Below are 17,215 nucleotides of genomic sequence, written 5' to 3' on the forward strand. Positions count from 1 at the left end.
AAGGCTACGGGCAGCTAGGCCAGGCCAGCTCGCGCTCGCTGTCGAACCTGCGCCGCGTCCCGTCCACGGGATCGACGAACGCCAGCGTCCGGGCCAGGAGGCGCAAGGGCTCGCTGACGTCGTCGACGGCGTCGGGCAGGACGGTGGGATACAGCGGGTCGCCGACGATGGGGATGCCGAGGGACGCCAGGTGCAGGCGCAGCTGATGCGTCCGTCCCGTGCGGGGCGACAACCGGTAGCGTCCGAATCCGCCACGCACCTCGACCAGCTCGACCGCGGTCTCGGCGTTGGGTGGCGCGTCCGGGACCTCGCGGGCCGTCAGGACACCCCGGTCCTTGACGATGTGGCTGTGCAGCGTGAGAGGCAGGGTCAGATCAGGGCGGAGCGGGGCGATGGCCTCGTAGGTCTTGACCGGGATCCGTTGCTCGAACATCCGTTGGTAGGGCGCCCGCCAGCGTCGCTCGGTCGTGAGGACGAGCACCCCGGCGGTCAGTCGGTCGAGCCGGTGAGCGGGTCCGAGCTCGGGTAGATCGAGCGTGCCGCGCGCACGGACGACCACCGACTGAGTGACGTGGCGCCCGCGCGGGATGGTCGAGAGGAAGTGCGGCTTGTCCACCACGACGATCCGCTCGTCCTGGTGCAGGACGGTGAGCTCGCCTGGCACGACAGGCTCCTCGCGCAGGTCACGGTGGAACCACACGAAGGTGTGCGGGCGGTAGGGCTCGTCTCCGGTCCAGGGGTGACCATCGTCGTCCATGAATCGCTTTGCGGCCAGCATCGATTCGACATCGACCTCGTCAGGGAGCTTGTGCCGTAACCAGTCTCGCATCGTCTCCCAGGGGGCGACCCGGCCCGGATCCCGGTCCGGAGTACGCACCCAGGCCGACTGCAGCCCGTGGCGGGGCGGGAGCGGGGAGCGGGGAGGCACCGGGTCATCATGCCTGTTCCGGCCCGTCATGCCCGTCTAGGGTGGCGTCATGACGCAGACCCAGGGTGCCGCGACGTTCATCATGCTCGAGGGAGGCGCCGAGGGCGCCCTCGACCTGTATGCCGAGGCCTTCGGGGGTGACTGGGTCGCGGGGCTGGTGGCTCGTCGTGAGGGTGATCTGGGGCAGGCGACCGGGCCGGTCCTGCACGCGTCCGCCGAGCTCAAGGGCCACCGCGTCATGGTGGTGGACTCGGGGGTCTCCCATGCGTTCGGCCTGACCCCGTCGATCTCGCTGTGGGTCGACTGCGCGGACCAGGCCGAGCTCGATCGGGTCTGGGACGTCCTGGTCGATGGCGGGCAGGTCTACATGCCGCGCGGTGATTACGGATTCGCGCCGTACTTCGGGTGGGTGGGGGACCGCTACGGCGTGACCTGGCAGCTGTGCGTGGGCATGGCCGCCTGACCCCGGCGCGGAGGCACCAGGGCACACGGCAACGGGTCAGGTCGCCAGGTCGTGGTCGCCGGGCGGATCGGTCTCCGGCCGGTTCACGCCCGGCGTCTCCCCGTGCGCCTCGACGGAGTCGCCTGCCGGTGGTGTCCGGTCAGGGGTGCCTGTGGCGTCCGCCGGGTCGGGCGGGCCAGTTGCGTCTGCAGGTCGGGGTGCGGGGCGCCACCCGCCCAGGACGTTGACCACGTCCCACTCGACCCGGCCGCCGTCGGGGGTGACGCGTCCGGTGATGTCGTGCCGGTGGACGAACCGGTGGTGCGGTCCGCACAGCAGGGCGAGGTTGTCGGCGTCGGTGGCGCCACCGTCGGCCCAGTGGACGATGTGGTGGACCCGTGACCAGGAGGCGGGGTTGTCGCAGCCGGGGAAGCTGCATCCGCCGTCGCGCACCTCGAGCGCGCTCCGCTGCCCCCTGCTGGCCAGACGCTCCGTCCGTCCAAGGGTCAGGGGCTGGCCACCCTCACCCAGCCAGACGGGCGTGACCTCGGCATCGCAGGAGAGCTCGCGGGCGTAGGCCGGAAGCAGGTGGGTGCCGAGGTCGTCGACGGCGGCCACGGGCGTGGTGCAGTCGCACGGCTCCCCGGTGGGCCGCCAGAGCCCGAACATGTCCTTGGCCCGATGCTCGCACGGCCGGGCGAGCGCATCCAGCGGGAGCGTGAGGTTGACCCTGGTGCCGGCACCCATGGGTCCGGTCACCGTGGAGGCGCCGACGAGCTCCGCCATCCGCATGAGAGCGTCCAAGCGGCGCTCGCGGGGGAGCCGGGTGTCGATCTGGCCGGGCTCGGGGTTGGGGACCGGCGCCGACAGAGCCGTGAGGGCGGCGTCCAAGGTGGCCTTGTCGGTCGGGGAGAGCAGGCCCTCGAGGCGATAGAGCCCGTCCGGCATCTCGGTGAATCCGGACAGGCCGCGCTGGGCGGCGTGGTGGCTGCGGGTGCGTTCCTCGCTGTCGAGGGTGCCGTAGCGGGCGAGCATGTCGGTCTTGAACCGGGCCAGCGAGCGCCGGCTGGTGCACTGGCGGGCGAGGGTCGTGGCGGCCTCGGCGATCTCGTCGTGCATGGCCGGGTCGGTGGCGGTGCGCAGCTCGTCGAAGACAGAGGCGGCGCGGCCCGCGTCGCTCGGAGTCACGTCACCCGTCCTGAGCGCGTCGCGGAGCCCGGACAGTACCGGCCGGGTCGTCGTGTCGATCGCCCGTCGGATGGCGTGCGCGTCGGTCTCGGTGAGCGCGGCGCCGGCATCGGTCAGCCAGGCGGCCGCGCCAGTCGACCCCGACTCGCGGATCACACCCCGCTCGCCGGCCTCGATGGTGACGGCGCACGCCAGGCCCCGCGCCGCCGCAGCGACCTGCGTCGCGGTCACCGCCAACCCGGCCAGATCCATGGACTGGACCGAGCTCACCCCAGCACCGAGCACGCGCAACGCCTCCAGGGCCCCGTCGAGGGTGCCCCTTGCCGCGAGAACGTCGGTGTACGTCATACGACCACCGTATCGAACGATACATCGAAAATATAGAGCGTTTGACCCTGATAGCCATCATTTGACCGTATGCCGATCAGCCGCCACGACCTGTGAGGTCGACGTCATCTCGCACCCGCGAGGCGAGGGCCCCAGCGCCAGAGGCTCACGGCCGCCGCCAGACGTACGGCGTCGTCGTGGTGACCTTCACGAAGCCGGAGCGCTCGAGGATGGGGCGGGAGTGCTCGGTCGAGTCGCTGTGCAGCAAGGTCGCGCCGCGCCGCAGCGCCGAGCGTGCCCGCGCCGCCGTCAGGGCTCGATAGATCCCTCGCCCACGCCACTGGGCGAGCGTCGCCCCGCCCCAGAGGCCGGCGAACTCGGTGCCCACGACAGGCTCGATCCGCCCGGTGCACACGACCAGCCCGTCGATCTCGGCGACCCACAGCTCCAGGTCGTCGCGCCCGAGCGCCAGGCGGTCGAGCAGCTCATCGGCCATCCCCGGGACGGCTTCGCCGAAGGCCTCGTCCGCGGCCTCGCACAGACGCCGCACGTCGGCCTCCGACTCGACCCGCCGCAGCTCGACGGCCGCCCCGTCAGGCAGGGGCACGTCCACCGCGAGCTTCGCAGCCTCGCCGATCATCACGGACTCCGGTGCGCCCGGGACGAACCCCTGGGTGACCAGGGCGTCGTGCAGTCCTGGCGCCACGTCGTGGCCGCGAGTCTTCCACTCCACCCTGGTGATTCGTTCGTCCGAGCGATAGTGCTCGAGCGTCTCCTGCACCAGCTGCTCGATCCTGGCCGCGTCGAGCCCGCCCAGGTCCCGGTAGGTGACGAAGCCGCGCACCCCGCGATACACCCCCCAGAGGACGGGCCCGTGCCGTTCCTTGGTGCCGGCCGAGACGAGCTCGGCCTCGTCGCGGAGCTGGGCGTCGTACCGGGCGAGCAGGTCCGCGGGGGAGGGGTCCGTCATGGGGGCCAGCCTGGCCCACAATGGGGCGACGACAAACCCGATTTGCGAGGAGCGCCCGATGATCACGATCACCGTCAAGTGGGACGTCAAGCCGGAGTACGCCGACGACTTCCTCGAGCTGACCCGGGAGTTCACCGAGGCGTGCCGCGCCGAGCCGGGCTGCCTGTGGTTCGAGTGGTCGCGCTCGTGCGACAACCCCAACGAGTACGTCCTCATCGAGGCCTACAAGGACGCGCAGGCCGGCAAGGAGCACGTCGAGTCCGGCCACTTCGCCGAGGCCATGAAGACGCAGGGGAAGTACGCCGCCACGCGCCCCAAGGTCATCTCGTTCGAGAAGCCCGGCACCGGCTGGGACGAGCTCGGTGAGATCCAGATGCCCTGAGGCTCAGCAGGACCCAGGCTCAGCCCGTATGACGGAGCTGGTCACCGCTGCCCGTCCGGCCCGACGTCACGATCGGTGACGCGAGCCGCCCGAGCTGCGTGGAGCCGGCGCGTCAGTCATGCGTGCCGCGCCCGCCTCGCGCTCGGTCCGTGATCGCGTCGGCGACGTCGTCGGGGTTGCACTCGGGGAGCCAGTGCCCGGCGTCGAGCTCAGCAAACCGGTAGTCCGCGTCGACGAACGCGGCAGTGGCCTCCGCAGCGGCGCGGCCGAGGGCGACGTCGCGGCGTCCCCACACGTAGGTCGTCGGGACCTGGACCTGCGAGGACCGTTGCGCGGCAGCACCGTTCGTCGAGCCGGCACTCCTCGCCGCGGCCCCACGCCCGCCAGCAGCCTTCCTCGAGCCGAGACCGCCGGACGTCAGCGACCGCCAGGGGGCGCTCGCGCGGTACCAGCCGATCGGGCCGCGCAGGCTCGCCGGGGTGGCGAAGCGGGCGGCATACCGCTGGGCGTGGTCGGCGGGCAGGCCGGCGCTGGTCAGGAAGCGCAGCATCGACCGGGACAGCACCCGCTCGGGCAGGCCGGGCACCTGGAACGCCAGCATGTACCAGCTGCGACGCGCCTGGTCCGGCGTCCGCATGGCTCGCTCCATCGCCGCGGGGTGGGGCGTGGACAGGACGGTCAGGGACAGCAGGCGGTCGGGTGCCGACAGCGCGGTGGCCCAGGCGACGGCACCTCCCCAGTCGTGCCCGACCAGGTGGACGCGCCCGGCGCCCGACGCGTCGACGAGGGCCAGCACGTCGCGCACGAGCTCGCTGACGCGGTAGGCGTCGTTGCCGGCCGGCGACGCGGCGGGGGAGTACCCCCGCTGGTTGGGCGCGAGGGTCCGGAAACCCTTGGCGTGCAGGCGTTCCGAGACCGCCGTCCAGGCCGTCGCGTCCTCGGGGAAGCCGTGCAGCAGCACGACCACCTCGCCGTCGCGCGGCCCGCCGTCGACGACCTCGAAGGTCAGCCCGGCGCGGGTGAAGGAGTGCAGGGGAGGGGTGTCGACGTGATCCGTCATGGTGGGCGCCGTTCGTCGTCGCGAGTCTGGCCAAGGCCACCCTAGTCCGGCAGACTCGTGCCGGTCCGACGTCGACGACGACGTCATCGACGCCCACCGACGAACCAGCGAGGCCACCATGTCCCGTCCTGTGCACTTCGAGATCCACGTCGACGACCTCGACCGCGCGATGGCGTTCTACGCCGCGGCGTTCGGCTGGAGCTACGAGGACTGGAGCGAGTTCGCCGGCCTGCCCTACGCCGGCGTCACGACCGGCGAGGAGGGCACGCTCGGCATCAACGGCGCCCTCATGCAGCGACAGGGACCGTCCCCGGCGGCCGACGGCGCGGTCAAGGGCGCCGTGCTGACCATGGGCGTCGAGGACTACGGCGAGTCCGAGCAGCGCATCCTCGAGGCGGGCGGGACGCTGGCCCTGCCCAAGTACGCCCTCCCCGGGATGGCGTGGCAGGGCTACTACCTCGACACCGAGGGCAACGTCTTCGGCATCCACCAGCCCGACGAGGACGCCCGCTGACACGGGCGCCCTCGCGCTGGGTGGTTCGGGTGGGTCGCGGTGCGGCTGATCAGCTGCCGTCGCCGAGGGGCGTGACGTCGGGCTGACCGGCGCCGGGCTCGTCCGAGCCGGTCGCGGCAGCCTCGCCGGGCGTGCCCTCGCGCACTACCTCGAGCTGCACCTTGGTCACCAGGGCCGCGACGGCTCCGATGGCGGCGAGCATCGGGGCGGCCAGCGTCAGGACGCCACCCGCGGCGACGCCCATGGTCAGCGGCACGGTCAGCAGCTCCTTGCCGTCCTGGTCCTTGATGACGACGCGCTTGGCGTTGCCGTCCTGGACCAGCTCGCGGACCTTGCCGACCAGCTGGTGGCTGGCCACGTCCATCCGCTCGGTGAAGGTCTGCTTGTCCTGCGGTGCGTCGCTCATGATCTGCTCCCCCTGGAGGTTGTCGGTGGTGATGCCTCCAACCTAGGCAGGGGGCCTGGGGGCTCGCACTCGGGGACGACCCTGGCCGGACCCCCGGTCAGCCCGTATGCCGGGCCCCGGCCGCCACGGGGGTGCTGCACGTCGGCAGGGTCCAGTCCTGCTCGGGTCCGTACCGGTGGCCGTGGCCGTCCCCGGGCGCGAGGGAGGACAGGGTGTCGACGGCGGCCCCGCCGTAGCTCACCCACGGCAGCCACACCGCACCGGCCCAGCGCAGCGGTCGGTGGGTGGCCGTGCCGGGGACGAGGTGCACGATGGGGTCGTCCGCGTTGGCGAGGGCGCGCTCGCGGGCGATGCCGAGCCTGCCCCCGCCCGGCACCCCGCTCCACAGGGATCCGCACACGTGTGCGGCCCGCGCGTGATCGGCGAGGGCCGCCTGACCCGCCAGGGCGCCGAGCGACTCGCCGTAGACGTAGAGGGCGGGGCGCTCCCCGGCCGGCAGCTCGTCGATCCGCGCGGCGACGGCGTCGACGACCGCCCGCGCCGACGCCTCGCTCACGTCTCGCTCGGCGAGCAGGCTCAGCCAGCTCGGTGAGCGGTCGTAGTGCACGGCCACCGTCGCCACGCCCGAGCCGAGCTGGCGCTCGAAGCCCTCGATCGCGTTGCGGTTGACCCAGCCGCTCCCCGTCGGGACCACGACCACCACCGCGCGGCGTCCCCGGACGCCGGCCTCCACGAGGCGGGACGCGGCGAGCCGGGCTGCCTGCTCGGGCGCGGCTGCCTCGCCGACGTCCGACACCCGCACGAAGACGCGACCCGCCCCCACCGAGGACCGGTGCAGCATCACGTGATGGGCGTCGAGGTCCTTGTCCAGCAGGCCGAGCACCGGACCCTGCACCGCCCCCGACCCCGCCGCCAGCCCCAGCACGAGCATGATGACGCCGCACCCCCCCGTCACGAGCAGCCGCACCCGAGGCCGCAGGGCGCGCAACTGGGAGACGCCGACCCTGACCCCGAGCCCGACCCCACGAGCCAGCCCCGTCAGCAGGAGCGCCACGACGACGGCCAGGGTCACGACCGCCGGCCAGTAGGTCCCGTCAGGACCCGCCATGTCCAGGCGCAGCGCGAGGCTCTCCTGGTAGCGGTGGCTTGACCCGACGCCCACCGCCGCTAGACCGCTGCCGACCGCCAGGGCGCGGCCCCGGCCGATCGGCAGCGGCCGGCGAGGGGGCAGGCGGCGAGGGGGCAGGCGGCGCCATACGAGCCGCACCACCCCACCAACCCCGAGGGCAACGGCCACCAGCACCCCCGTCAGCGGCCCCTGCACGACGGCGGGGCGAGGGAGCAGCGAGGGGGCCAGGGACACCAGGACCGCCACCGCGACCAGCGCGGAGGTGAGGGCGCCCGGCAGGCGGGCCCGCAGCGCAGCCGCCACCGCGCGACGGCGCCGACCCGGCAGCGTCAGCGTCCCCACACCCAGCACGCCGGCGGTCGACGCCGCCAGGGACGCCTGGACGGCCGGCGTCTCCTGGGGCACGCCTCCGAGCTGCCGCCAGGAGTTCAGGGCGACCACCGACGAGGCGACCTGCGCGCTCACGTCGCACGCAGGGTTCCCCGTGGCCGCGCAGGCCCGCTGGAGGCGGACGCGGAGCAGCTCGTCGATCGAGGTGCGGGCCCAGCCGCCGAGAGGGCGCCCGGTCAGCGCGGCGTGCCGCAGCAGGTCGTAGCCGAGGTCGTGCTGGCGGCAGGCCGGCTCGAACGTGCGGGGGAGCGGGACCGGGGACGAGCAGTCGCCGTCGGGACGCACCAGCTCGCCGTCCTGCAGGACCGGTTGGTAGCCGAGGGTGGCCTCGAAGTCGTCCGGGACCGCCCGCAGCGCCTGGGTGCCGGTGCTGGTCGTGAGGGCCGTCACGGCTCGGCCGGCGGGCGACGACGGCGGGGCGACGTCGGAGCCTCCCCGCACGAGGTTGACGAGCGTCAGGGCCAGCGCGGCGGCGATGACGACCAGCAGGACGGCGAGGACACGGGGCGGAGGACGAGTCATGGCTGTGACGCTAGGAATTCGCGACCGAGCGGCGGATCGCCCGCGAGTGCCGTGAGCGGCCCGCCGCTGCGGCGGGGTGGGCGAGCCCTCTCACCGTGGAGGGTCGGTTCTGTCTCACCCGCCGGTATGACGACGCGGCCGCCGTCCGTGCGTACTGTCGAAGCGTGACCAGGACGCGTGAACGGCCGTGGAGGCGCCCAGCGCCGCCGCGCGCCCCGGCGAGGCTGGCCCGCGGCGGGATCCGTCGGATCTCGGCGGTCAGCGTGCGGGCCCTGTCCTACTGGCTGTGGGCCCTCACCCTGCTGCTGTTCACGATCGCGTGGCCGACCCTGTCGCTCACGCACGACGTGCCGACGAGCCTGCGTCCGGTCGTCGCCGCTGCCGGGGTCGCACCGCTCCTGCTGCTGCGACGCCATCCCTTCCTGGGGTGGGCGCTGTGGTGCGCGGGCGGCATGGTGGTGCCGGTGCTGTTCCGCCGCCAGCCCGGCTACGACTTCCCGTGGCAGGTCACGGCGTTCCTGGTGCTGCTGGCCCTGCTCGTGGCCGTCGGGGTCCGGGAGAGCCGGCGTGCCCTGGTCACGACCTGGGTCGCCACCACCGCCCTGTGCATCGCCTTCCTGCCGGGAGAGCTCGCCCCCGGCTGGGTCTTCGGCCTGACGGCGGTCCTCGGCGTGGGCCTGCTCGCCCGCTGGCTGCTGCGGTCCCAGCGCGAGCTGGCCCAGCAGACCGAGCTCGGCGAGCTCGAGCGCGCTCGCCGCACGATCGCCGAGGAGCGCACCCGCATCGCCCGCGACCTGCACGACGTGGTCGCCCACCGCATGTCGATGGTCGTCGTGCAGGCCCAGAGCGCGCCATACCGGCTCGGCGGGGTGGATCCGCAGGTGTCCGTCGAGTTCACCGCCATCGCCGACCAGGCCCGGGAGGCCCTCAACGAGGTCCGTGGGCTGCTGGGCGTGCTGCGCAGCGACGGGCAGCTGGCCGAGGACGTCCCGCAGCCCGGCATCGCCGACGCCCTCGAGCTGCTGCGGGAGGCGCGCGAGGCGGGGCTGGACCTGCGCTGGGACGTCGAGGGCGATCCGGACGGGTGCGGGACGGCCACCGCGATGGTGACCTATCGCATCCTGCAGGAGTCTCTGGCCAACGCCTCGCGGCACGCACCGGGCGCCGAGGTGCAGGTGGACCTGGACCTCGGTCCGACCGTCGTCGTGCGCGTCCGCAACGGGCTCTCGTCCCGCACGCCGGAGCCGGGGACGCACGCGGGCAACGGCATCTTGGGCATGCAGTTCCGGGCCGCCTCGGTCGGGGGCTCCCTGAGCGCCGGGCCGTCGGAGGACGGCGGGTTCGAGGTGCGGGCCACGCTGCCGGCCCGGGCCACCGTCCGGGACGAGGCCTAGGCTGTGACCGTGCCAGTCACCGTGCTGATCGCCGACGACCAGGCCATGGTCCGCGAGGGCTTCGGCGCGCTGCTCGCCGCCCAGCGGGACCTCACGGTCGTCGGCCACGCCGCGGACGGCCGGGAGGCGGTCTCCGAGGTCGTGCGGCTGCGGCCCGACGTCGTCCTCATGGACGTCCGCATGCCCGTGCTCAACGGCCTCGAGGCCACCGCCGAGATCGTCTCGCGACGACTTGACCCGCCGTCGAGGATCCTCATGCTCACGACCTTCGACATCGACGACTACGTCTACGAGGCGCTGCGGCTGGGCGCCAGCGGCTTCCTGCTCAAGGACGCCCCCGCCGACGAGCTGGTCCGCGCCGTGCGGGTCGTCGCGGCGGGGGAGTCGCTGCTCGCGCCCTCGATCACCCGCCGGCTGATCGAGGAGGTGACCCGGCGCCGACCCCCGCGACGGGCCGCCACGGGCTCCCTCGCGCGGCTGACCGGCCGCGAGCGCGAGATCCTCGAGCTGGTCGCCACCGGCATGTCCAACGCCGAGATCGCCGCCCGCCTCTACCTCTCGGACCAGACGGTCAAGACGCACGTCAGCAAGGTCCTGACCAAGCTCGCGCTGCGCGACCGCGCCCAGGCCGTCGTGTTCGCCTACGAGAACGGCGTGGTGACCCCCGGGTGACGACGGCCGGGAGGGGCGCGGCCGACGGGATGGCCCGTGGGATGACCGGGGGAGCGGTCGTCGACCTGGGCGTGCACGAGCCGTATGACGCGCCCGGCGTCTTCGCCTTCCTGGCCGCTCGCGCCGTGCCGGGCGTGGAGGTCGCCCACCTGGCGGGCGACCGGCTGACCTATGCCCGGACGCTCCGGACACGTTCTGGCACAGGCACTCTCGGCGTCTCGGCCCGTGCCGCCGGCGCGGGCTGGCGACTCGAGGTGCAGGTCGATACGTCCGGCGGAGCGCAGGAGTCCGAGCTCGTGGACGCGGCACGGCGACTGCTCGACCTCGACCACGACGCGATCGCCGCCGACGCTGCGCTGGCGCGAGACCCGTTGCTGTCGTTGGCGGTTCGAGACGTGCCGGGCATCCGGGTCCCGGTTCGGTCGACGCCGCCGAGCTGCTGGTGCGTGCCGTCGTGGGCCAGCAGATCTCCGTCGCCGCGGCCCGGACGCACCTGAGTCGCCTTGTCCAGGCGGGCGGTTCGGCATACGACGCGCGAGTCCCGGGTCTGGACAGGCTGTTTCCCACCCCGACCCAGATCGCCGAGGTCGTCCCCGATCCGGTGCCCGGGACGGCTCCGGACCCGCAGCGTCCGCTCCGGCTGCCGGGACGCAGCACGGCAGCTGTCCTGACGGCCGCTCGTGACCTGGCCTCCGGTGCACTCGTGATCGACCGCGCGACGGACCCGGTCCTGTTGCGGGAGAGCCTGGTCCAGCGACCGTCGATCGGTCCGTGGACCGCTGCGTACGTCGCGATGCGCGTGCTGGGCGACCCCGACGCCTGGCTCTCCACCGACGTGGCCCTGGTGGCCGGCGCCCGTTCGCTGGGCATGCTCCCGGCCCCCGTGCCCACACGCGAGGCGCACCGGGTCCTGGCCCGGCGGGCGGAGTCCTGGGCGCCATGGCGGTCCTACGCCGTCATGCACCTGTGGCAGGCCGCCGCGCGAGCGTCATCGGACGCAGCAGGGTCACGCCTCCGACGCTAGCAACAGCTGCGGCGCAGGGCTCAGCCCTCGGGAAGCGCGGCGAAGGCCTTCTTGGCGTCGCGGTACCACCCCATGCCCTTGACGGGGTTCTTCCAGCGTCCCCGCATCTCGCGGGCGGCCTCCTCGTGGGCGGTGTCGCCGCCGGCGACGGCGTCCTTGAGGTGCTGGTCCTGGGCGTGGATGACGTCGTCGGCGGTCGCGCCCGTGTGGGTGGTGTCGCAGGGTCCGCCGAGCTGGCGGCAGGTCATGTTCTTCACGGTCTTCACGATCGTGCTCCTTGTTGGTCGCTGTGATGGTGCGGTGATGCTCTGGTGACGACAGGCGGCGGCCGAGTGTGACCGCCGGGCGTCAACGACGGGTCAGGGCTGCCAGGACGGCCGGGTCGGCCCGGAAGTCGATGCGGTGCACCAGCCCGTCGACGATCGTGAAGTCGAAGGCGACCCGCGCCTCGCCGCGGTGGTACCACGCCGCGCCGGGGCGGCCCTCGAGGAGGGTGGGCAGCGCGGCCCTGGCGGCCCCGTCGAACATCTCCGCCACGGCCCGGCGGCCCTCCAGCCGGGTGGGGGTGCCCGCGGTGATGGCGGCCGCGTCGGCGGCCACGACCGCGTCGGGCGCGAGCAGCTCGAGGAGCCGGGCGTACTCACCCTCGCGGGCCGCGGCGAGGAAGGCGTCCACGACCTCCCACTCGGCGCGTCGCTCCTCGGCCCGGGGCTGCGTGACCTTGCGTCGCGCACGGGAGGCCAGCTTGCGAGCGGCCGCGTGGGTCGTGCCGAGGATCGCCGCGATCGTGGGGAAGTCGATCGCGAGGGTGTCGTGCAGCACGAACGCCACCCGCTCTGCCGGGGTCAGCCGGTCGAGGACGACCTGCAGCGCCACACCGACGGTGTCGGCGAGGGCGACCTCGTCGGCCGGGTCGGGCGCGGTGGCGGTGAGCTCGAGGTCGTCGACGGGCAGGGGGGTGCGGGCCCGCAGCCGGTCCAGGCACAGTCGCGTGGTCACGGTGGTGAGCCAGGCGGTCAGGCTGTCGATGTCGGCGTCGGTGCCCTGCAGTCGGATCCACGCCTGCTGCACCACGTCCTCGGCCTCGGCGCGGTCCCCGAGCACCCCGCCCGCGATCCGCAGCAGCCGCGGCCGCACCGCCTCGAAGGCGTCCGTCTGGTCCATGGTCGTCACACTCCCATCACGTGGTCCGTCATGGGTAGTGACTCCGGGATCAGCCCAGGTGTGACCGCCTGCCGGTGCGGGGAGGGGCAGGCGCGTCAGGCCTGCCGCGCCGTCGCGTCGAGGAAGGCCCGCCAGTGGCTCTGCCCCTGCGTGAGCCGGCCGCCGACGCCCACGCGCTCGAGGACGTCCTGCGTCGCCGACCGCGTGTCGTCGTCCCAGGACCCGGTCGGTTGTATGTCGAGGCCCCAGACGTGACGACACATGGCCTGCACGGCCTGGACCTGCACGCGCGAGCCGGGGGAGAAGGTGCTGCCGGCGGGACCGGAGCGGCCGTCGTCGACGTGGATGTGGTTGTGGTGCGCCTGGTCGTAGAGATAGGTCAGGACCGAGGCGAAGTCGTGGTGCAGGCTGGCGGCCAGGCGCCAGTACGAGCGCTCGCGCGCGGCCCGTTCCCCGCCGGTGGCGCTCTGCCACAGGTCGTAGCGGCAGCTGACCAGCTCCTGACCTGCACCGGTGCGGACCCGGGCCAGGTCGAAGGCGCGTCCGGCGTGGTGCCACGAGAGGCGAGGGCGGTCCTCGGCCCTGACCCAGGCGCCATACGACCAGAGCTGGGCCGGTGGCGGTGCGGGCAGGTAGGTCCAGTGCCGGGCCAGGGTGTCGGACAGCCGCTGGGCGAACGCAGGCTCGATCCGGAACCCCGTCGGTGTCCCGGAGACCTCGTAGTAGAGGCGGGCACCAGCCAGCCGGTCGAGGCGCGGCAGCTGCTCGGACGCGACGCCTGTGGGATCGCCCGACGGCGTCGACGGGTCGCTCTCTGACAGCTGGTCCACGGTCTCCTGCAAGGGATCTCGTGCTGCCCACAGGGCCGCGGCCGTCGCGAGCGTCGCGGCGCCGCCGACGAGGACGGCGCGCCGCCGTGGCCTGTGCTCGGGGGAGCTGGTGTCGTCGGGCACGGTGCCTCTGCCTCCTGGGTGTCTGGTCCAGGATGCCCTGCGCGGAGCCGGACGGTGATGACGACGGCGTCAGGCCCGCTCGATTCGCAGCATCGTCCCAGCGGGCCCACCGGGGGTGGCCAGCATGAGATAGAGGTGCTCGCCGTCGGTGGTGAGGTCCCACAGCTTGCCACCCGTCGTGATCGGCAGGCTGATCGTGGTCCAGGTCCAGGGCGGCGAGCCCGGGTCGGCGGCCACCAGCGCGCCGTCCCAGTCAGCGGCGATCACCTTGCCGGTGAGCTGGGGGATCGCGGTGCCGCGATAGATGACCGCCCCGCTCACGATCTGGCCGACCTCCGGCCCGAGCTCGGCAGCGGGGAGGGTGAGCCTCGCCCCCTCCAGCGCGAGGCACCGGGGCTCGGGGCGCCCGCCCGGCCAGCACTGCGAGACGCGGGCGCGGGGGAGCAGCGGGTAGCCCGCGTTGTCGCCAGGCCTGGGCAGGAGCACCTGCTGGTGCATCTCGGTCCACATGGCGTGCGCCACGAGCAGGCCGCGCTGCGGGTCCGCGTGGATGCGGAACGGGTTGCGGTAGCCCCCGGAGTAGATCTCGGGGTGCCCGCCGCCCTTGGCGTACGGATTGTCCTGCGGCACGGTGTAGCTCGCACCCTTGCCCGGCGTGATCCGCAGGATCTTGCCCTCGTAGGACCGGGGGTCCTGCGCCTCCTCGCCGGCCGCCCCTCGGGCGACGAGGAGGTTGCCCCGGTCGTCCAGGGCGAGGCCGCCACCGAGGTGGTCCAGCCCCGCCGACGGGAAGCGCATGATCACCTGCTCGGACCGGGGGTCGGCCACCAGGGTCCGGGGATCGGCCCGCCACCGGGAGAGCACGTCGACCCGCAGCGCGCCCGGGTGCTGGGCCGTGGGCTTGGTCGAACGAATCGTGTAGAAGGTCCCGGACGTCGCGAAGTCGGGTGCCGGCTGGAACCCCGCCAGGCCCAGCTCCAGCGAGCTCGAGCTGGGGCCGAGCGTGCTGGCCCGCACGTCCAGGAACGGCTGGGCGCGCAGCACGTCGCCCTGCAGCACGCGGATCGTGCCGACCTGGTCCTGGACGAGGCGGCGGGTCCGGTCGAGGCGCACGACCCGGCGGGGCACGGCCAGCTGGTCCGTCACGATCGCCGTCCGGAGGCCGGGGACGGGCAGCGTGGGGAGGGCCGAGGGGCCTTGCGCGGCAGTCGTGCTCGTCGAGCCTCCGACCGCCCCGCCGGAGGACGGGCCCGTTCCGCGACCGGCCGAGCCTGCGCCGTCCGCGCACGCGGCCACGAGGGCCAGGGCGAGGACGAGGTGAGCGGTGGCGTCCGGATCGATGTCGCGGCCGATCTCGCCCTCCGCCGTGGCGCGGCTGACGAGGGAGGCGAGCAGCCCACGGATCTCGTCGTCGCCGGCGGCGATGGTGGCACCGATGGAGCTGTCGTGTGCCGCACGCTCGGCGAAGGCAGCGCCCTGCAGCGTCAGGGCTCGTCGCCGCTCGTCCAGGGGGAGGGTCGAGACGACGAGCTCCACGAGCCAGGTCTGCAGCGTCGGCCGGCCGGGCTCCCCCGGAGGCGTGCCGACCCCGGCGCGGAGCCGCTCGAGCATGGCGGCCTCGATCTCGCCCTTGCTGGCGAAGGCTCGCTGCACCGCCCCGAGGGACCAGCCGGACTCCGCGGCGATCGTGCGGAAGCTGACCCCCGCGCTGCCGTCCCGCGCGACGATCGCGAGGGCGGCATCGGCGAGCTCCGCCTGGCGCTGCGTGAGGGGCATGACGTCCAGGGTAGTCACGAGGGGACGCCGGCCAGGGGGGGGGGCGGTGGCGGGGGAGGGGATCGTGGGGGAGCTGGTGGGTGAGCTCGTGACGGTGCGGCGACACAGCAGCACGGCGTAGGCCAGGAGCAGCAGCGTGCCGAGTCCCAGCACCACGAGGGTTGCGGTGCCCATCGAGTCGCCTCCGGCATACGCGCACCAGTCGTAGGCGAGATGCCAGCCGGTTCGCGCTGGGGCGAGGCGGGTGCGCCGCGCGTCGGAGGTACCGCTTGACCCATGCCAGGCGTACGGTCAGGGGAAGGAGCCGCTGGCTCCGCTAGGGAGTGGCCATGTCCGACAAGTCCCCGCGGCACTCGTTGTCGCAGAAGAGCACCAAGTCCCTCAAGGAGAAGCGGCGCGAGAAGAAGGCCGCTGAGAACCCGGCGAGCCAGGTCGACAAGGCGATCCACCCCAAGCGCGGCTGACCCGCGGGGTTAGTCTCAGCCTGCGACTTAAGCTGGCGCCTATCCGGCCGAAACAGGATCCCTCGAGTCGGATTGATATCATCACCCGGTGCCTGTTGAGGTGGTCCCGTACTCGCCCTCGTGGCGGGCCCAGTTCGAGCTGGTCGCGGGCGACCTGCGCCAGGCTCTCTCTGGAGTGACCTCCGCACGAGTCGAGCACGTGGGATCGACCTCCGTGCCAGGGCTCGCGGCGAAGCCCATCATGGATATCGACGTCATCGTGTCTGCCGAGGAGATGCAGATGGCGATGGCCGCCATGAGCTCCGCTGGGTACGTCCACCGTGGGGACCTGGGAGTCGCCGATCGGGAGGCATTCCGCCCTCCCGATGATTGCCCGAGGCGGAACGTCTATGTCTGTCGGGAGGGCACACTGAACGTTCGCAACCACCTCGCAGTTCGCGATGTACTTCGTACGCGGGAAGACCTACGTGACGAGTACGGGGCCGTGAAGCGGGCGCTTGCAGCAGAGCCCGACATGGACATCGATACCTACATCGCCCGCAAGTCTGCGGTGCTCCAGAAGGTCCTCGCGGAGTCCAGCTTGACGGCCGACGAATGCCTTCAGATCTTGCGCCTCAACGATCCACGCAATGGTGGGCCTGGCCTTTAGCGCATGCTGATCAGACCCGCCGCCGTCCGTGATGCCGAGGCTTTCGTCATCGACTCGGGCATCGGGCGCATCGCCGCACAGCTCGTCGAAGAGCTGCACCAGTTGCGGTGGGGGATCAGGTCATGGTGCTGGAGGGGGCTGGTGCACCGCTGTCGCTGTAATGACATAATGTGGATTATCGGCGTTTTTGAGTGTGAGGCTGGAAGGGGCGCCATCACCGCTGGCGCCCAAGGGCTGATCATCACGACGTCCTGGTCCTGTGCATCGAGCACCGACGTGGCGCCGTCACCATCGGTGTGGGGCCGGCCGCACAGCCCGGTGATCCGGTCAAGCCTTGATCTTTGTTGCGCCATCGCTAGCGTCTGCTCATGGACATGATGCGCGGCGAGCAGATCGCCCAGGCCGACCTCACCCACGGGCGCAAGCTCGCCCAGGGCCTCCACGCCCGTTATCTGGTCAGCGAATTCTCCACCGGCGCAAGCTTTGTCGTGGCCGCTGGCCGGGCCGGCGATGAGCTTGGGCATCACCCGATCGTGTCGATCGGCCCCGGCTACGTCGACCTCAGGCTGGTCAGCGACGACGCCATCTATCGGGACGACGAAGGCACCGAGCACGTCGTCCAATGGGTGACCAAGCAGGACGTCGACGAGGGCAAGGAGCCGCAGCAGCGCTTCCATGTCGAGGTCTACGTGGCGCCCGAGGTGGTCGAGAGACGGGTCGCCGCCGCCATCGCTGCAGGGGGAACCGTCGTCGACGACACCGATGCGCCTGGTCTCACCGTGATCGCCGACCAGGACGGCAACCCGGGCGTCGTCTGCGCCGACATGTCCGCTGTGCGGCGCATCTGAACCGCTTGCCCGT

At 72.8% G+C, this 17,215-nt stretch carries 20 protein-coding genes; 10 read left to right on the forward strand and 10 right to left on the reverse strand.

Annotated features, from left to right (window positions below):
* Positions 1 to 4: 4 nt before the first annotated feature.
* Positions 5 to 778 carry a pseudouridine synthase gene (locus K313_RS0104470; protein ID WP_240483932.1) on the reverse strand — a complete coding sequence of 258 codons (774 nt, stop codon included), beginning with the start codon at positions 776 to 778 and terminating at the stop codon, positions 5 to 7.
* 199 nt (positions 779 to 977) lie between these two features.
* On the opposite strand from K313_RS0104470, the gene K313_RS0104475 reads away from it, so the two are divergent.
* Entirely contained in the window at positions 978 to 1,391 is a 414-nt protein-coding gene (locus tag K313_RS0104475; protein WP_019285823.1) for a VOC family protein, read from the forward strand.
* Between the two features lie 36 nt (positions 1,392 to 1,427).
* Here the strand turns inward: K313_RS0104475 and K313_RS22080 are convergent, their stop codons facing one another.
* The gene (locus K313_RS22080; protein ID WP_029210597.1) at positions 1,428 to 2,906 is read right to left on the reverse strand and encodes an HNH endonuclease signature motif containing protein; all 1,479 of its coding nucleotides are present in this window, start codon (positions 2,904 to 2,906) and stop codon (positions 1,428 to 1,430) included.
* A gap of 145 nt (positions 2,907 to 3,051) precedes the next feature.
* Positions 3,052 to 3,855, reverse strand: coding sequence for a GNAT family N-acetyltransferase (locus K313_RS0104485; RefSeq protein ID WP_029210598.1), 804 nt, complete (start codon positions 3,853 to 3,855; stop codon positions 3,052 to 3,054).
* Between the two features lie 58 nt (positions 3,856 to 3,913).
* Between K313_RS0104485 and K313_RS0104490 the strand changes: the two genes are divergently transcribed.
* Positions 3,914 to 4,237, forward strand: coding sequence for a putative quinol monooxygenase (locus K313_RS0104490; RefSeq protein WP_029210599.1), 324 nt, complete (start codon positions 3,914 to 3,916; stop codon positions 4,235 to 4,237).
* 112 nt (positions 4,238 to 4,349) lie between these two features.
* Here K313_RS0104490 and K313_RS0104495 read toward each other — a convergent pair whose 3' ends face one another.
* On the reverse strand, positions 4,350 to 5,297 hold the full coding sequence (locus tag K313_RS0104495) for an alpha/beta fold hydrolase (RefSeq protein WP_029210600.1): 948 nt from the start codon (positions 5,295 to 5,297) through the stop codon (positions 4,350 to 4,352).
* 118 nt (positions 5,298 to 5,415) lie between these two features.
* On the opposite strand from K313_RS0104495, the gene K313_RS0104500 reads away from it, so the two are divergent.
* Positions 5,416 to 5,811, forward strand: coding sequence for a VOC family protein (locus K313_RS0104500; protein WP_029210601.1), 396 nt, complete (start codon positions 5,416 to 5,418; stop codon positions 5,809 to 5,811).
* 49 nt (positions 5,812 to 5,860) lie between these two features.
* On the opposite strand, the gene K313_RS0104505 is transcribed toward K313_RS0104500, so the two are convergent.
* Together K313_RS0104505 and K313_RS0104510 are read right to left on the reverse strand one after the other, a co-directional pair.
* Positions 5,861 to 6,217 (reverse strand): DUF4342 domain-containing protein, encoded by a 357-nt coding sequence (locus K313_RS0104505; protein WP_029210602.1) that lies wholly within the window; start codon positions 6,215 to 6,217, stop codon positions 5,861 to 5,863.
* A gap of 97 nt (positions 6,218 to 6,314) precedes the next feature.
* Complete coding sequence (locus K313_RS0104510; protein WP_029210603.1) at positions 6,315 to 8,258, reverse strand: alpha/beta-hydrolase family protein; 1,944 nt, start codon at positions 8,256 to 8,258, stop codon at positions 6,315 to 6,317.
* Between the two features lie 164 nt (positions 8,259 to 8,422).
* Between K313_RS0104510 and K313_RS0104515 the strand changes: the two genes are divergently transcribed.
* From K313_RS0104515 to K313_RS22090, 4 genes are read left to right on the forward strand one after another with little or no spacing between them, the layout of a single operon-like run.
* Positions 8,423 to 9,652 (forward strand): sensor histidine kinase, encoded by a 1,230-nt coding sequence (locus K313_RS0104515; protein WP_084412469.1) that lies wholly within the window; start codon positions 8,423 to 8,425, stop codon positions 9,650 to 9,652.
* A 9-nt stretch (positions 9,653 to 9,661) separates the two neighbouring features.
* Positions 9,662 to 10,324 (forward strand): response regulator, encoded by a 663-nt coding sequence (locus tag K313_RS0104520; protein WP_029210605.1) that lies wholly within the window; start codon positions 9,662 to 9,664, stop codon positions 10,322 to 10,324.
* Positions 10,325 to 10,365: 41 nt separating this feature from the next.
* Positions 10,366 to 10,821 carry an AlkA N-terminal domain-containing protein gene (locus tag K313_RS22085; RefSeq protein WP_169516818.1) on the forward strand — a complete coding sequence of 152 codons (456 nt, stop codon included), beginning with the start codon at positions 10,366 to 10,368 and terminating at the stop codon, positions 10,819 to 10,821.
* Positions 10,767 to 11,348 carry a DNA-3-methyladenine glycosylase family protein gene (locus tag K313_RS22090; protein ID WP_029210607.1) on the forward strand — a complete coding sequence of 194 codons (582 nt, stop codon included), beginning with the start codon at positions 10,767 to 10,769 and terminating at the stop codon, positions 11,346 to 11,348. Before K313_RS22085 ends, K313_RS22090 begins: the two co-directional genes overlap by 55 nt.
* A 20-nt stretch (positions 11,349 to 11,368) precedes the next feature.
* Here the strand turns inward: K313_RS22090 and K313_RS20030 are convergent, their stop codons facing one another.
* From K313_RS20030 to K313_RS0104545, 4 genes are all read right to left on the reverse strand, one after another.
* On the reverse strand, positions 11,369 to 11,614 hold the full coding sequence (locus K313_RS20030) for a hypothetical protein (protein WP_019285835.1): 246 nt from the start codon (positions 11,612 to 11,614) through the stop codon (positions 11,369 to 11,371).
* An 82-nt stretch (positions 11,615 to 11,696) separates the two neighbouring features.
* The gene (locus K313_RS20035; protein ID WP_034251655.1) at positions 11,697 to 12,512 is read right to left on the reverse strand and encodes a sigma-70 family RNA polymerase sigma factor; all 816 of its coding nucleotides are present in this window, start codon (positions 12,510 to 12,512) and stop codon (positions 11,697 to 11,699) included.
* Between the two features lie 95 nt (positions 12,513 to 12,607).
* Positions 12,608 to 13,465: a hypothetical protein gene (locus K313_RS20040; protein ID WP_029210608.1), complete on the reverse strand. Its 858-nt coding sequence runs from the start codon at positions 13,463 to 13,465 to the stop codon at positions 12,608 to 12,610.
* 69 nt (positions 13,466 to 13,534) lie between these two features.
* Complete coding sequence (locus K313_RS0104545; RefSeq protein ID WP_029210609.1) at positions 13,535 to 15,415, reverse strand: PQQ-dependent sugar dehydrogenase; 1,881 nt, start codon at positions 15,413 to 15,415, stop codon at positions 13,535 to 13,537.
* A gap of 155 nt (positions 15,416 to 15,570) precedes the next feature.
* On the opposite strand from K313_RS0104545, the gene K313_RS24690 reads away from it, so the two are divergent.
* The 3 genes from K313_RS24690 to K313_RS0104560 all read left to right on the forward strand — a co-directional run bounded on the left by K313_RS24690 (position 15,571) and on the right by K313_RS0104560 (position 17,202).
* Complete coding sequence (locus K313_RS24690) at positions 15,571 to 15,705, forward strand: hypothetical protein (protein ID WP_019285838.1); 135 nt, start codon at positions 15,571 to 15,573, stop codon at positions 15,703 to 15,705.
* A gap of 88 nt (positions 15,706 to 15,793) precedes the next feature.
* Positions 15,794 to 16,354, forward strand: coding sequence for a GrpB family protein (locus K313_RS0104555; protein WP_029210610.1), 561 nt, complete (start codon positions 15,794 to 15,796; stop codon positions 16,352 to 16,354).
* A 368-nt stretch (positions 16,355 to 16,722) separates the two neighbouring features.
* Positions 16,723 to 17,202 carry a VOC family protein gene (locus K313_RS0104560; RefSeq protein ID WP_029210611.1) on the forward strand — a complete coding sequence of 160 codons (480 nt, stop codon included), beginning with the start codon at positions 16,723 to 16,725 and terminating at the stop codon, positions 17,200 to 17,202.
* Positions 17,203 to 17,215: the final 13 nt, after the last annotated feature.

Source organism: Arsenicicoccus bolidensis DSM 15745 (assembly GCF_000426385.1).
GTDB classification, from domain to species: Bacteria; Actinomycetota; Actinomycetes; order Actinomycetales; family Dermatophilaceae; genus Arsenicicoccus; species Arsenicicoccus bolidensis.